Below are 13,955 nucleotides of genomic sequence, written 5' to 3' on the forward strand. Positions count from 1 at the left end.
GGTGGTTCAGGCGGAGTGGAACGGCAGGCCGGCGTCGGCGACGAGCTCCAGGTCGTCGGCGTCCTCGGGCGGCAGCAGGGTGGGAGTGCCGTCGGTGACCGGGACGACGCCCAGTTCCAGCAGTTCGGCCATGGCGGCGCCGCCGGCCAGGTCGCGCACCTGGAGCTGGTAGCGGGCCGTGGTGCGGTACGTGCCGCCGCTGTCGTCGCCGGTGCGCTGGAGGAAGCCGGAGTCGGTGAGGAAGGCGACGGCCTTGGCGACGATGCCGGTGGTGGAGCCCGCGAGCCGGCGTGCGTCCTTGGTGGCGCCGGTCGCGCTGCGCCGGGCCCAGATCCGCCAGGCGGCCTCCAGGCCGGGGGCGTCGGTGGCCGGGTCGGTGTTCTCGCCCTGCTCCGCGGCCCGCTCCTCCAGGCGGTGGCAGGCCTGGCGGACGAAGGCGTCGACGCCGTTGACGGTGACGCGTCCGATGTAGCCGTCGTCGGCGAGGTCCTCGGGGCGCGGGAAGGCCATGGCGGCGACGGCGAGGTGGGCGAGCCCGTGCAGGAACCGGTCGCCGCCGTCGGCGGAGGTGCGGCGGGCGTAGTCGCCCATGCGCACGGCGAAGACGGAGTCCTCGGCCGCGGTGACGGCCATGCCGGCGCGCGGGGACACCTCCAGCACGATCAGTCCGAGGCCGGTGGCCACCGCGTCGGCGAGCCGCGCGAACGGGGGGTCCTCGCGGTAACGGCGCAGCAGGTCCGCGTACTCCTGGTCGCGGGCGGGCTGGAGCTTGGGCTGGAGGCCGAAGGCGACGAGCCGCGCCGCGTCGGCGGCGTCGGCGGGTGTGACGGGGGCGCCCGCCGGTGCGGCAACGGCCTCCGGCTCACTCCACTCGACGTGCTCGGTCACGGTCGGGACTCCTCGCTGTGGGACATGTCGGTACGGACGGCTCCCTCCCTCACGCGGCCTCCGTCCGGTCCGCGGCCATCCCGGCCGCGTCGAGCAGGGCGGTGCCGACGACGAGGTCGGCTCCGCCGAACTCGGGGTCGTCGAGTTCGGTTCCGTCGTCCACGGCGAACAGCAGCCTGCGTTCGCCCTGGCGGTAGGCGGTGCCGACCGGGGGGCTGGCGGCGTGCACGGCCAGCAGGGCGACCAGGTAGGGCAGTTCGGGGTCCCGGCGGCGGGCGTCGGCGAGCAGTCCGGAGAGCCGGCGCGGCGCGTCGGCCGGCAGGTCCAGCAGCTCCGTGGCGGCCGCCAGCTGCTCCTCGCTGAAGCGGCTGTCGTCGGGCGTGGCGATCAGGTCGGGCTCGGGCATCTCGGCGCCGAGGTGCTCCCGCTCCACGGGCGGGGTCAGCAGGATGTCGACGAGGTCGGCGACCCGGACGGACACCGGGGTGCGCAGTCCGGTGCCGTGGGCGAAGAAGGCGTCGGTGACCCGGGCCGCCCGCTCCACGGGCAGCGGCAGCAGGGGGGCCAGGAGGTGGCCGTAGAGGTCGGTTCCCGAGGCGGACGTGGGGGTGGCGAAGGCCTGCCGGTCCTGTTCGGCGCGGAACAGCGGTCCGGCCTCCAGCAGCCGGGACTGCAGCTGGGTGTGGCGCCGGATGCAGTCCTTGACGATGTCCACGAGTTCGGCGGCCCGGCGCTTGTGCTCGGCGTCCTCGGTCTCGTCGCGGGCCTTGCGGATGTTGGTGAGGATGGCGTTCTCGTGGCGGTACCGGTCCGCGACGTGGTCGAGGGCCTCGGCGATCATGTCGGGCACGGTGCTGAGCCAGTCCACCGCGCGGACGTTGCGGCGGGTGGCCTCCAGGGCCCGGCGGAGGGTCTCGGAGTACTGCACGGTCCGGTAGCGGGCCTGCTCGGCGGCGAGCTGGGCGTCGGCGAGCCTGCCCCGGCTGATCAGCACCTCCAGCTTGACCTCGGCGGCGATCTGCGCGCTGGTGACATCGGTGTCCAGGGCGCCGACCAGGACGTTGACCGCCTCGTCGGTGGTGCGCAGGTACACCGTGCCGCCGGGGCCCGGGACCTCCTCGATCAGCTTGAAGTCGTAGTCGCGGCGCACATAGGTGCCGTCCGCGCCGAACACGCCGTAGACCGCGCGGAAGCCGCGGTCGACGCTGCCGACGTTGATCAGGTTCTCCAGGACCCAGCGGGCCACCCGCTCGTGTTCGGCGGCGGGGCGGCGCGGGGCCTGGGCGGCGATGCGCGGGATGAGCCGGGCCACTATCTGGTCGTGATCGGCGCCCGTGTCGAAGTCCATGTTCAGCGTGACCAGGTCGATGGCGGAGAGGGCGACCTCCGCCATGCCGTACACCGAGTACTCGCCGGCCAGGTTGGCCTTGCGCGCGTCGAGGTCGTGCAGCGGCGCGGTGCACGCGAGCGCGCGCAGCCGCCGCGCCAGCCCTTCGTCGGCGGCCGGGCCCGGCGCGGGGCGCGGCCCCGCGCTGAGCTGGGGCGGAACGCTGTCCGTCGATGCAGGCGAAGTCACGGTGCACAGACTAGGTCCTAGGTCTGACAAGGACCCAAACGACCGTGTTGCGCCCCGGCGCGACGGTCGTCACACCGTGGGCGTGCCGTCCCGGCCGTCCTCGCCGACCCGGCGCCGGTACACCTCGACCACCCGTTCCAGCGAGACCTCGAGGTAGGCCGCCAGCAGCGCCTCGGCCCTGTCACGGTCCCCGTCCTCCAGGGCCTGAAGAATGCCGACATTGCGTTCGATGTACGGTTCGTGCAGCCGCTGGGGCTCGTCCACCACGTGGAAGGCAAGCCGCAGTTCGGCGAAGACGCTGCGCATCAGCTCGTCCGTGCGCTCACTGGCGGCGAGGGCCACCAGTTCCCGGTGGAAGTGGATATTGGCCGTACCCACACCTTTCCAGTCACCTTCGCGGGCCGCTCCGCGCCCCTCCTCCACCGCCTCGGCGAGCCCGGCGAGCGCGTAGGGCGGTTCGCCGAGGCCGCGTACGACGGCGCACTCGACGAGCCGCCGGGTGCGGTAGATGTCCTCGACGTCCTCGACGGTCAGCACCCGGACGAACACGCCCCGGTTGAGTTCGTGGACGAGCAGCCGTTCGTGCGTGAGCAGTCGGAACGCCTCGCGCAGGGTGTTGCGGGAGACGCCCAGGGCGCCGCCGATGCTGTCCTCCGACAGCCGGGTCCCGGGCGGGAAGTAGCCCTCGGCGATCCGGCTCCTGAGGATGTCCGCGACCCGCTCGGCCGTGCTGGTGCGGCCCAACAGGGCACGGTCGTCGGCCAATCCGCTCAACTGCTCCGTCATGCCCGGAATTCAATCGCACGCAGAAGGACGAAACAACAGGGGTATTGAAGGATCGTTCAACGATCCTCTACCTTGCTGCGCACGGCACTGCCCAGTTCTGCCCGCACCCTTCGTCCCCCCTCTTGCGAGGTGCCCATGAGCGCATCCCCTCCCCAGCAGGCCCCGAGCGGCACACCACGCCCCGCACCGCCCGAACACGGACCCGACGACGGGGCGTTCGGCTGGCTGCGGGCACTGGGGCCGCGCGGCCGGCGCGCCTTCGGCGGCGCGTTCGGCGGCTACGCGCTGGACTCCTACGACTACTTCACGCTGCCGCTGACGATGGTCGCGCTGTCGGCGTACTTCGGCCTGAACAGCGGCCAGACCGGTCTGCTCACGACGGTCACCCTGGTGGTCTCCGCGGTCGGCGGCGCCCTCGCCGGCGTGCTGGCGGACCGCATCGGCCGGGTCAAGGCGCTGCTGCTGACGGTGATCACCTACGCGGTGTTCACCGTGGCCTGCGGCTTCGCGCCCAACTACGAGACGCTGCTGGTGTTCCGCGCGCTGCAGGGCCTCGGCTTCGGCGGCGAGTGGGCGGTCGGCGCGATCCTGGTCGCCGAGTACGCGAGCTCCCGGCACCGGGGCCGCACCCTCGGCGCGGTCCAGAGTTCCTGGGCCGTGGGCTGGGCGCTGGCCGTGATCGTGTACACGGTGATCTTCTCGGTGGCCGGTGACGACCTGGCCTGGCGCGTGATGTTCTGGACCGGTGCGCTGCCGGCGCTGCTCGTCGTGTGGGTGCGGCGCAGCGTGCGGGACGCGCCCCAGGCGGCCGCCGCCCGGGAGAAGAGCGCGCAGAAGGGCTCGTTCGCGGTCATCTTCCGTCGGGACACGGCGGGTTCGCCGGGCCTGCTGCGCACCACGCTGTTCGCCGTGCTGCTCTCCACCGGCGTCCAGGGCGGCTACTACACCCTCGCCACCTGGGTGCCGACCTATCTGAAGACGGAGCGCGACCTGTCGGTCGTCGGCACCGGCGGCTATCTGACGTTCCTGATCTCCGGCGCCTTCATCGGCTATCTGACCGGCGGTTACCTCACCGACCGCCTGGGCCGCCGGCGCAACATCTGGCTGTTCGCGCTGCTCTCCGCGGTCTGCGTCCTGGCGTACACGAACATCCCGAGCGGCGCCAACACCCTGATCCTGATACTCGGTTTCCCGCTCGGGTTCTGCACGTCGGCGATCTTCAGCGGCTTCGGCTCCTATCTGAGCGAGCTGTACCCGACGGCGGTGCGCGGCACGGGCCAGGGCTTCACGTACAACACCGGACGCGCCGTGGGCGCCGTCTTCCCCACGACGGTCGGCTTCCTGGCCGACAGCTGGGGTGTGGGCGGCGCGCTGGTCTTCGGCGCGATCGGCTACGGTCTGGCGGCGCTGGCGCTGCTGGGACTGCCGGAGACGCGCGGGAAGGAACTGCAGTGACCCACACCCACGACCGTACGCCGACCACGGTGGACGACCGACCCGTGACCCTCGTCGACGAGGACTCGCGCGCCTGGAGCCCCCGAACGGCCCGCGCCCGCTTCCGGGAGGGGCTGGCGGGCCCCACCGCGGGCGTCGCCCGGGGGCACACGCAGGCCAACCTGATCTCGGTGCCCGCGGACTGGGCGTACGAGATGCTGCTGTTCTGCCAGCGCAACCCCAAGCCGTGTCCGGTGCTCGACGTCACCGACGCCGGTTCCGTCACCACCGTCCTCGCCCCGGACGCGGATCTGCGCACCGATCTGCCGCGCTACCGGGTGTGGGAGAACGGTGAGCTGGTGGACGAGCCGACGGACGTGCGGGAGCACTGGCGCGGTGACCTGGTGTCCTTCCTGATCGGCTGCAGCTTCACGTTCGAATGGGCGCTGACGGCGGCGGGCGTCCCGGTCCGGCACGTCGAGCAGGGCCGCAACGTTCCCATGTACGTGACGAGTTGGCAGTGCCGTCCGGCGGGGCGGCTGCGCGGGCCGATGGTGGTGTCCATGCGGCCGGTGCCGCCCGGGCTGCTCTCCGCGGCGATCCGGGAGAGCAGCCTGCTGCCTGCGGTGCACGGCGGCCCCGTGCACTGCGGCGACCCCTCGGGGCTGGGCATCGAGGACCTCGGCCGCCCGGACTTCGGCGACCCGGTGGACTTCGAGCCGGACGACATCCCGGTGTTCTGGGCCTGCGGGGTGACCCCGCAGGCCGCGGTCATGGCCTCCCGCCCGCCGTTCGCCCTCACGCACGCACCGGGGCAGATGTTCCTCAGCGACGCCCGCGACGAGCAGTTCCGCGTGGCCTGACAGACCTGCGCGACACGAGCAGGGGAAACGAAGGACCGATGACGTCGATCGATCTCAACGCCGACCTCGGGGAGGGCTTCGGCCGCTGGCTGCTCACCGACGACGAGCGGCTGCTGTCCGTGGTCACCAGCGCCAACGTGGCGTGCGGCTTCCACGCGGGGGACGCGGCCACCATGCGCCGGGTGTGCGAGCTCGCGGCCGGGCGCGGGGTGCGGATCGGCGCCCAGGTCTCCTACCGGGACCTGGCGGGTTTCGGGCGGCGCGCGATGGACGTGCCGCCCGCCGAGCTGGCGGCCGAGATGGCCTACCAGATCGGCGCCCTGGAGGTCTTCGCCCGCGCGGCGGGCTCCCGCGTGGCGTACGTCAAACCGCACGGGGCGCTCTACAACCGGGTGGTGCGGGACGAGGAGCAGGCCGGCGCGGTCGTCGACGGGGTGCTCCTGGCGGATCCCACTCTGCCCGTGCTCGGCCTGCCCGGCTCGCGTCTGCTGGAGCTGGCCGGGAAGGCGGGGCTGCCGGTGGTGACGGAGGCGTTCTCCGACCGGGCGTACACCGACGAGGGCACGCTGGTGCCACGCGGCCAGGAGGGCGCCGTGGTCACCGACCAGGAGGCCGTGGTGGCGCGGTCGGTGGACCTGGCACGTGACGGGGAGGTCGCCGCGCGCTCCGGGCGGCGCATCGGCGTGCGGGCGCGTTCCCTGTGCCTGCACGGCGACACGCCCGGCGCGGTGGACCTGGCCCGCCGGGTGCGTGCCGCCCTGGAGTCGTCCGGGGTCCGTGTGGAGGCCTTCGCATGAGGGTGCTGCCCGTCGGTGCGCACGCCCTGCTCGTCGAGGTCTCCTCGGGCGACGAGGCCCAGGCGCTCCACGCGGAGCTGCTGCGGCGCCGCGCGGAGGGCTCGCTGCCGGCCGGCGAGATCGTCCCGGCGGCGCGCACGGTCCTGCTGGACGGCGTGTCCGACCCCGTCCGGCTGACGGCCGAGCTGACCGCCCTCGCGCTGCCGCCCGTGCCGGAGCAGGCGCCGGAGACGGTGGAGATCCCGGTGCGCTACGACGGCCCGGACCTCGCGGACGTCGCCGCCCACTGGGGTGTGTCCGCGCGGGAGGTGGCCCGTGTCCACGCGGGAACCGAATTCCGTGTCGCCTTCTGCGGGTTCGCGCCCGGCTTCGGCTATCTCACCGGTCTGCCGGCGCGTTGCGACGTGCCCCGCCGGCCCACCCCGCGCACCGCCGTGCCGGCCGGTTCGGTGGCCCTGGCCGGGCCCTACACGGGTGTGTACCCGCGGTCCTCGCCGGGCGGCTGGCAGCTCATCGGCACGACCGACCTGGTGCTGTGGGACCCGGCGCGGGTGCCGGCGGCGCTGCTCTCCCCCGGCACCCGCGTGCGCTTCGTACCGGTGGGCGCGACGGGGCCGGCGGCATGACGGACCGTGCGCTCGCCGTCGTCCGCGCGGGAGCCCTGACCACCGTGCAGGACCGGGGCCGTCCCGGCCACGCCCACCTCGGCGTGCCCCGTTCCGGGGCGCTGGACGGGCCGGCGGCGGCGCTCGCCAACCGGCTGGCCGGCAACCCGCCGGACGCCGCCGTCCTGGAGACGACCCTCGACGGCTGTTCCCTGCGGCCCCGTACGCCGGTCACCGTGGCGGTCACCGGCGCTCCCTGCCCGGTCTCCGTGGACGGCCGCCCGGTCGCCTGGGGCGCTCCGGTGCGGGTGCGGGCCGGGTCCGTGCTGGACCTAGGGGCGGTGGTCTCCGGGGTGCGCGCCTATGTGGGCGTACGCGGTGGGATCGGCGTCGAGCCGGTGCTCGGGAGCCGGTCCACGGACCTGCTCTCCGGTCTCGGCCCGGCCCCCCTCACCGACGGCGCCGTCCTCCCCCTCGGCGCCCCGCGCGAGGGCGGCGACGCTTACGTGGACGTCGCACCGCAGCCGGCCGCCCCGGACGAGCTCGTCCTGCGCGTGACCCTCGGCCCGCGCGACGACTGGTTCACCCCCGCCGCGGTACGGCTCCTCACCTCCCGCGCGTACCGGGTCTCCCCCGCGAGCAATCGCATCGGACTGCGCACCACCGGACCGGCCCTGGAACGGGCCCGGCCGGACGAGCTCCCCAGCGAGGGCATGGTGCTCGGCGCGGTCCAGGTGCCGCCCGACGGCACGCCGGTGGTCTTCCTGGCCGACCACCCGACCACCGGGGGCTACCCGGTGATCGCGGTCGTCCGCCCCGCCGACCTCCCGGCCGCCGCGCAGGCGCGCCCCGGCACCCCGGTCCGCTTCGTGGCCGTGCGCCGCCGCTGAAGCCGACAGGCCCCAGGGCCTGTCGTTCGGATCACGCGGGGCCGGCGCGCCCGGGCACCCCCGCCTCGCCGCGCTGTCGTCGGTTGCCCTGGCTCCGCGACGGCGCGCTCCTCCGCCTCGCGAGGCACGGCCCCGGACCCCGCTCACTGATCCGGCCCTATCCGAACGAGGGACCCTGGGCCTCGCCGGGTCGTCGTTCCCCGGTCGAGAGGGCGGCCAGGGCCGCCGAGACGGCGGCGGAGGCGCGCAGGTCCAGGCGGACGCCGGTGCCCCGCGCGTGGTGGCACAGCTCACCGGCGGCGAGGGAGAGCAGTTGCGGCAGCAGGTCGGTGCAGCGGCGGGCCACCCAGCCGGTGCCCGCGGTGGCCAGCCACCGCAGGCTCGCCCACCGGGTGGGCGCCGGGGAGCCGGGCTCGGGCGAGGGGGCGGGCCCGGCCGCGAAACCGTGTTCCGCGAGCAGCGCGTGGAAGCGCACGGCGAGTTGACGGTGTCCCGGCTCACCGGGGTGCAGCCGGTCCGCGCTCCACATCGCGCGGTCCCCGATCCAGTCGCCCTCGCAGGCGTGGAGGTGCACGGCGCCGTACCGGTCGGAGAGAGCGTGCACCACGGTGTTCACCGCGCGCTGCCGGCGGGCGAGCGGCCGGGCCAGTGGTCCGGGGAGTCCCAGCATCGCGCCGGGGTGGGGCAGGCACGCGGTGAGCAGCACGGCGCCCTGACCGGCGCAGGCCGCGTACACCCGGTCCAGCCGTGCCGCGATGTCGCGGATGTCGAAGGTGCGGCGCAGGGTGTCGTTGACGCCGACGACGACGGAGACCAGGTCGGGCCGCAGTTCCAGGGCGGCGGGCAGCTGCCGTTCGAGCACGTCGCGCGTCTGCGCCCCGCTGACCGCGAGGTTGGTGAAGCCGACCGGCCCGGCGCCCAGCGACGGCGCGAGCAGCGCGGCCCAGCCCCGCCATCCGCCGCCGGCCCGGTCCCCGACGCCCTCGGTGAGCGAGTCCCCGAGGGCCACGAACCGCAGGGGTCTCACAAGAGCCCCCGGGACACGGCGGGCCGTGCCGGTGCGACGCCCCGGACCACGGCTTGCGGCACCGTCGACGGCGCGTCGTGGGCGGCGAGGAACGCCGCCACCGCCGTCCCCCACCCGAAGCGCTCCGCACGCGCGCGGGCCGCCTCCCGGCGGCCGGTCTCCGCCCGGTCCAGCAGCATTTCGACGGCTTCCGCGAAGGCCTCGCCGCGGTCCTCGGCGACCGCCCCCGCCCCGCCGATCACCTCCGGCAGCGCCGACGACGCGCTCGCCACGACGGGCGTGCCGCACGCCATCGCCTCCAGCGCGGCGAGCCCGAAGGTCTCGGCGGGCCCCGGGGCGAGGCACACGTCGGCGGACGCCTGGAGCGCGCCCAGCAGCCGCCGGTCGCCCACGTGCCCCAGGAAGGTCACCGGCAGTCCGCGCTCCCGCGCCCGCTGTTCCAGCCGCCCCCGCAGCGGCCCGTCGCCGGCCACCACCAGCACCGCCGGCCGCCCGCGCCGCAGCAGCGCCTCCAGGGCGTCCAGGGCGGTCCCGGGCCGTTTCTCCAGGGACAGCCGGGAGCACATCACGAGCAGCGTCCGGGGCGGGGGCGCGTACTGGGCGCGCAGTCCGGGGTCGCGCAGCGCGGGGTGCCGCTCCCTCAGGTCGACGCCCAGCGGGGCCCGTACGACGTTGCGGGCCCCGATGCGCACGAACTCCCGTTCGGCGAACCCGGTGGTGCACACCACCCGGGCGTAGGTGTGCGCGGTACGGGTGTTGAGGGCGTCGGCGGTGCGCCGGGCGGCCCGCTCCGGAAGTCCCCAGGTGCGGAGCACCCCGTCGGCGCTCTCGTGCGAGACCATGACGGCCGGGACCCGGGCCCGCCGGGCCCACCGGCCGGTCCAGCGCAGCGTCGTGCGGTCGGACACCTCCAGCCGGTCGGGAGCCAGGTCCTCCAGCAGCGCGGCGACCCGCCGCCTGTCGGTGAGGACGCGGTAGCCGCCGGTGCCGGGCAGCAGCGGACCCGGCAGGGTGATCACCCGCCCCTGTTCGGTGTCGTGGTCGCTCTCCCGCTCCCCGGGGACGATCAGCACGGGCCGGTGCCCCGCCGCCAGATAGCCCTTGCCGAGTTCGCGCAGCGCGGTGCGCAGTCCGCCGGAGGCGGGCGCCACGAAGTTCGCCAGCCGGACGATCCGCAGGGGCCCGTTCATGCCGCCACCGCCGTCCGGCGGCCGGCGAGCACCTCGGCGTAGTACCCGATCAGCTGGTCGCCGACGGCCGCCCAGGTGCGTCCCTCGACCCTGGCGCGCCCGGCCGCCCCGAACGCGGCCCGCCGCCCGGGGTCGGCGGCCAGGGACCACACCGCGTCGCGCACCGCGTCGGCGTCGCGCGGCGGGACCAGCAGGCCGGTGCGTCCGTGGGCCACCAGGTCCAGCGGTCCGCCCACCGCGGGCGCGACGACGGGCACGCCGCCGGCCATCGCCTCCTGGACGGTCTGGCAGAAGGTCTCGAACGGTCCGGTGTGCACGAAGACGTCGAGCGAGGCGAAGATCCGGGCGAGGTCGTCGCCGGTGCGGCGGCCGAGGAAGACCGCGCCGGGGAGCGACTGCTCCAGCGCGGGCCGGCTGGGCCCGTCGCCGACCACCACGACCCGCACTCCCGGCAGGGCGCAGGCCCCGGCCAGCAGTTCGACCTGCTTCTCCGGGGCGAGCCGGCCGACATAGCCGACCACGAGTTCGCCGTTCGGGGCGAGGGTGCGGCGCAGTGCTTCGTCGCGCAGGCCGGGCCGGAAACGGGCGGTGTCCACGCCGCGCGGCCAGAGCCGCACCCGGGGCACGCCGTGTGCCTCCAGGTCGCGCAGGGCCGCGCCGGACGGGGCCAGGGTGAGGTCGGCGGAGGCGTGCACGGAGCGGATGCGCCGCCAGGCGGCGGCCTCGCCGGCGCCCATGTACGTACGGGCGTATCCGGCGAGGTCGGTCTGGTAGACGGCGACGGCAGGCAGGCCCAGGCGGGCGGCGGCCGTCATGCCGCGCACGCCGAGGACGAAGGGGCTGGCCAGGTGGACGACGTCCGCCCGGTGCGCGGAGACGGCGGCGGCCAGTCGCCGGCTGGGCAGGGCGACGCGGACCTGGGGATAGCCGGGCAGCGGCAGGGAGGGGACGCGGACGACGGGGCAGGGCGCCCCGTCGTCGGGCTCGTCGCCCGCGGTGGCGGGGGCGACGACGAGGGGGCTGTGGCCGCGGTCGACGAGGTGTCGGGCGGTCTGGAGCGCGCAGTGGGCCACGCCGTTCACATCGGGGGGAAAGGACTCGGTCACGATGACGACACGCATACCGGTGTTGTCGCCGCGCCGGACGTGGCCACGTCAACGTGGATCTTTCCTGGCGGGAAACGCGCCATGAGCGTTGCCTCCCTCGCCCTCGCAGGTCAGGCGGCATCCACACGCACCTGACCCGCGGGTCATCCGCCGTTCACGCCACTCGGGCGGAAGGGGGTCACACGGCGGTCTCCCCGGGACCGATCCGGCTGCGCACGGCGGTCTGCACCTCGGCCTCCTCGGCCGGGTCCGCGGCGAGGCGGCGCAGTCGTTCGACGACGCGGGTGTCGCCGGTCTCGGCGTGCCGGGCGGCGATCTCGCGGGTGGACTCCTCGCAGTCCCAGAGGCATTCGACGGCGAAGCCGGTGGCGTAGGAGGGGTCGGTCGCGGCGAGGGCGCGGGCCGCGCGGCCGCGCAGATGGGAGGAGGCGGTCTCGCGGTAGATGTGGCGCAGGACGGGGGCGGCGCAGGCGATGCCCAGGCGTCCGGCGCCGTCCACGAGGGTCCACAGGGTGGGCGCGTCGGGTCCCTCGCCCCGTACCGCCTCACGGATGGCCGCGAGGACCAGGTCGCGGTCCTGTACTCCGCCGCGGCAGGCGAGGACGCGGCCGGCGGCGGCGCCCAGCGGGTCGGGCCGGCGGGCCCAGCCGCGCGCCCGGTCGACGGCGGCGAGACTGTGCATGCGTTCGAAGGCGCCGACGGCGGCCTCCACGACAGCCGCCGAGCCGGTGGCCACGGCGCCCTCGATCAGTTCGAGGACGTCCGGATCGTGGTTGTCGGCGAGGTACCGCAGCGCGGTGCACCGGGCTCCGTCGGTGCCGTCCTGGGCGGCCCGGACGATCTCGGGCCGGTCCTCGGGTCCCGCCACGGCGCCGAGGCAGCGGGCGGCGGGGACATGGAGCGCGGCACCGCGCTCGAAGCCCTGCTGGGCCCACTCGAACACGGCCCGCACGCTCCAGCCGGGGCGGGGCCCGGTGGGCCGCATCTGCCGCTGCCACCGGTCGAAGGAGCCGGCCTCCTGGGCGGCACGCACACGTGTGGCGACGGACTCGCGCGGGTCCTCGGCCCACAGCCGCCAGGGCCGTGGCTCGAAGGCGTCCCGGACGGTGGCGGCGAGCTCCGCCTCACCCTCGGCGTCGGTGGGGAACCGCGCGAGGACCGGGGCGGCGAGGGCGCGCAGGCCCGCGTCGTCGTCCCTGAGGGCCAGCTCGTCCAGGGCCCAGGCCCAGTTGGTGCCGTGGGCGGCGTACCTGCGCAGCAGCGCGAGGGCGTCCCGCCTGCCGTAGGAGGCGAGGTGTCCGAGGACGGCGAGGGCGAGTCCGGTGCGGGACTCGTCGCCGTCGAGGACGTCCTCCGGATCGAAGAGGTGGGCCTCGACCGCGTCCAGTTCGCCGTGCAGATCGAGGTAGAGGCGGGCGTAGTAGAGGGAGCGGTTCTCCACCTGCCAGTCGTGGCGCGGGTCGCGCAGCACACAGTGGTTCAGCGCCGCCAGCGCCTCGGGGCGCGGGGCGGTGAGCGCGTGCAGCGTGCCGTCGCCGCGGCCCCGCTGGAGCAGGCCGAGCAGCGTACCGCTGGGCGCTATGACCGGATCGAACATGGGAAACAGCCTCACATCAAGCGTCGACGCAACCGGGGACGTGCATTACCTGGCCGCGTGACAACACGTCGGGGCGCCCGCCGTTTCCTGCTTGCTGTAGACCATCTCTCTCTGCCTCTCGTCGGTGGCCCATGCGGACCGCATCACGGCCCGCGCGGTGCGGCAACACCTGCCCAGCCATCGCGTCCGTGAATCACGTCGTCATGATGACCCGGCGGTCACATCTACCGCGACCGAAATTTCGGCGGCCCTGTACCGCCTCCCCCGTTTTCCGTGTCGTCGCTGGTCGGAGCGGGTCGCTCAGTGCTCGCCGAACAGCTCGAGCAGTTCCGTGCGCCCGAACATCCGGGCCGTGTCGACGGCCGAGGGGGTGCCCGCCGACGGGTCGGCTCCGCTCTTCAGGAGGGCCTCGATGACCTCGGTCTCCCCCTTGAAGACCGCTCCCGCGAGTGGTGTCTGGCCGCGGTCGTTGACGCGGTCGGCGGCGGCGCCGCGCTCGAGCAGCGCGCGGACCGCCCCGGCGTGGCCGTGGTACGCCGCGAGCATCACGAGCGAGTCGCCGCGGTCGTTGGTGAGGTCGGCCGGCACGCCCGCGTCGACGTAGGCCACGAGCTCCTCGGTCCGGCCCCGCCGGGCCAGGTCGAAGATCTTGGTCGCCAGCTCCACGACCTCGGGGTCGGGGGCTTCAGTCATCGGCCGGACCGCCTCTCACTGCACGTGCTTCACGCATCGGGGACAGGACGTACGTCTGCGAGCGGTGCAGAGCCGTACGGGTGAATCGCCAGCGTACTGGCTCGCGAGACACATGACCCGTTGCGCCCGAGGTAAAGATCACGGCAGGCCCAACCGGGGGGAATCAGCGAATATCCACCCAGTTGCACCTTTTATCGTATAGATACATTCTGTGATCCTGGAAGTACTCATGGTGACTGTCCCCGCGAACCAGGAGAACTCACATGATCATCTCGATCTCATGCGTGGTGCTGCTCGGCGTCGTCGTCTTCGTCTTCTTCCGCAAGGACGGACTGAAGGCGTCGCACGCCCTGGTGGCGATGCTGTTCGGCTTCTATCTGGCCAGCACGGCCATCGCCCCCAGTATCAAGGCGGGCGGCGAGAGCCTGGCCGGCCTCCTGGGCGGATTCAAGTTCTGATCCGCCCGACCACGCCCCGCCCGCCCGTACGCACCCTCTGGAGAC

General features: G+C 74.5%; 14 protein-coding genes. 6 read left to right on the plus strand and 8 right to left on the minus strand.

The genetic code is table 11. The annotated features are described in order from the left end of the window. Positions 1–6: 6 nt before the first annotated feature. The 3 genes from CNQ36_RS05625 to CNQ36_RS05635 all read right to left on the minus strand — a co-directional run bounded on the left by CNQ36_RS05625 (position 7) and on the right by CNQ36_RS05635 (position 3,250). The gene (locus CNQ36_RS05625) at positions 7–888 is read right to left on the minus strand and encodes a hypothetical protein (RefSeq protein ID WP_004934169.1); all 882 of its coding nucleotides are present in this window, start codon (positions 886–888) and stop codon (positions 7–9) included. A 49-nt stretch (positions 889–937) separates the two neighbouring features. Next, on the minus strand, positions 938–2,464 hold the full coding sequence (locus CNQ36_RS05630; RefSeq protein ID WP_121545187.1) for a hypothetical protein: 1,527 nt from the start codon (positions 2,462–2,464) through the stop codon (positions 938–940). Between the two features lie 69 nt (positions 2,465–2,533). Then, complete coding sequence (locus CNQ36_RS05635; RefSeq protein WP_121545188.1) at positions 2,534–3,250, minus strand: GntR family transcriptional regulator; 717 nt, start codon at positions 3,248–3,250, stop codon at positions 2,534–2,536. A gap of 135 nt (positions 3,251–3,385) precedes the next feature. Here CNQ36_RS05635 and CNQ36_RS05640 point away from each other — a divergent pair, with 135 nt between their 5' ends. The 5 genes from CNQ36_RS05640 to CNQ36_RS05660 are packed head-to-tail and all read left to right on the plus strand — an operon-like array spanning position 3,386 to position 7,839. Beyond that, on the plus strand, positions 3,386–4,705 hold the full coding sequence (locus tag CNQ36_RS05640) for an MFS transporter (RefSeq protein WP_121545189.1): 1,320 nt from the start codon (positions 3,386–3,388) through the stop codon (positions 4,703–4,705). Then, entirely contained in the window at positions 4,702–5,547 is an 846-nt protein-coding gene (locus tag CNQ36_RS05645; protein ID WP_206278429.1) for a putative hydro-lyase, read from the plus strand. The genes CNQ36_RS05640 and CNQ36_RS05645 overlap by 4 nt, the downstream gene beginning before the upstream one ends. A gap of 38 nt (positions 5,548–5,585) precedes the next feature. Beyond that, the gene (locus CNQ36_RS05650; protein WP_121545190.1) at positions 5,586–6,344 is read left to right on the plus strand and encodes a LamB/YcsF family protein; all 759 of its coding nucleotides are present in this window, start codon (positions 5,586–5,588) and stop codon (positions 6,342–6,344) included. After that, positions 6,341–6,970, plus strand: coding sequence for a 5-oxoprolinase subunit B family protein (locus CNQ36_RS05655; RefSeq protein WP_121545191.1), 630 nt, complete (start codon positions 6,341–6,343; stop codon positions 6,968–6,970). Before CNQ36_RS05650 ends, CNQ36_RS05655 begins: the two co-directional genes overlap by 4 nt. Beyond that, the gene (locus CNQ36_RS05660; RefSeq protein ID WP_121545192.1) at positions 6,967–7,839 is read left to right on the plus strand and encodes a 5-oxoprolinase subunit C family protein; all 873 of its coding nucleotides are present in this window, start codon (positions 6,967–6,969) and stop codon (positions 7,837–7,839) included. Before CNQ36_RS05655 ends, CNQ36_RS05660 begins: the two co-directional genes overlap by 4 nt. A 157-nt stretch (positions 7,840–7,996) precedes the next feature. Here the strand turns inward: CNQ36_RS05660 and CNQ36_RS05665 are convergent, their stop codons facing one another. The 5 genes from CNQ36_RS05665 to CNQ36_RS05690 form a co-directional block, all read right to left on the minus strand. Continuing rightward, complete coding sequence (locus tag CNQ36_RS05665) at positions 7,997–8,866, minus strand: SGNH/GDSL hydrolase family protein (RefSeq protein ID WP_121545193.1); 870 nt, start codon at positions 8,864–8,866, stop codon at positions 7,997–7,999. Next, positions 8,863–10,056 carry a glycosyltransferase gene (locus CNQ36_RS05670; protein WP_121545194.1) on the minus strand — a complete coding sequence of 398 codons (1,194 nt, stop codon included), beginning with the start codon at positions 10,054–10,056 and terminating at the stop codon, positions 8,863–8,865. The genes CNQ36_RS05665 and CNQ36_RS05670 overlap by 4 nt, the downstream gene beginning before the upstream one ends. Further along, a complete protein-coding gene (locus CNQ36_RS05675; RefSeq protein ID WP_121545195.1) occupies positions 10,053–11,177 on the minus strand; it encodes a glycosyltransferase family 4 protein in 1,125 nt (374 codons plus the stop codon). The genes CNQ36_RS05670 and CNQ36_RS05675 overlap by 4 nt, the downstream gene beginning before the upstream one ends. Positions 11,178–11,340: 163 nt before the next feature. Further along, positions 11,341–12,759: a HEAT repeat domain-containing protein gene (locus CNQ36_RS05680; RefSeq protein ID WP_121545196.1), complete on the minus strand. Its 1,419-nt coding sequence runs from the start codon at positions 12,757–12,759 to the stop codon at positions 11,341–11,343. 300 nt (positions 12,760–13,059) lie between these two features. Next, positions 13,060–13,452: an ankyrin repeat domain-containing protein gene (locus CNQ36_RS05690; RefSeq protein WP_121545197.1), complete on the minus strand. Its 393-nt coding sequence runs from the start codon at positions 13,450–13,452 to the stop codon at positions 13,060–13,062. Positions 13,453–13,715: 263 nt separating this feature from the next. On the opposite strand from CNQ36_RS05690, the gene CNQ36_RS05695 reads away from it, so the two are divergent. Next, entirely contained in the window at positions 13,716–13,910 is a 195-nt protein-coding gene (locus tag CNQ36_RS05695) for a hypothetical protein (RefSeq protein ID WP_040907711.1), read from the plus strand. Positions 13,911–13,955: the final 45 nt, after the last annotated feature.

Origin of the sequence: Streptomyces fungicidicus (assembly GCF_003665435.1) — a bacterium.
Lineage (GTDB): Bacteria > Actinomycetota > Actinomycetes > Streptomycetales > Streptomycetaceae > Streptomyces > Streptomyces fungicidicus.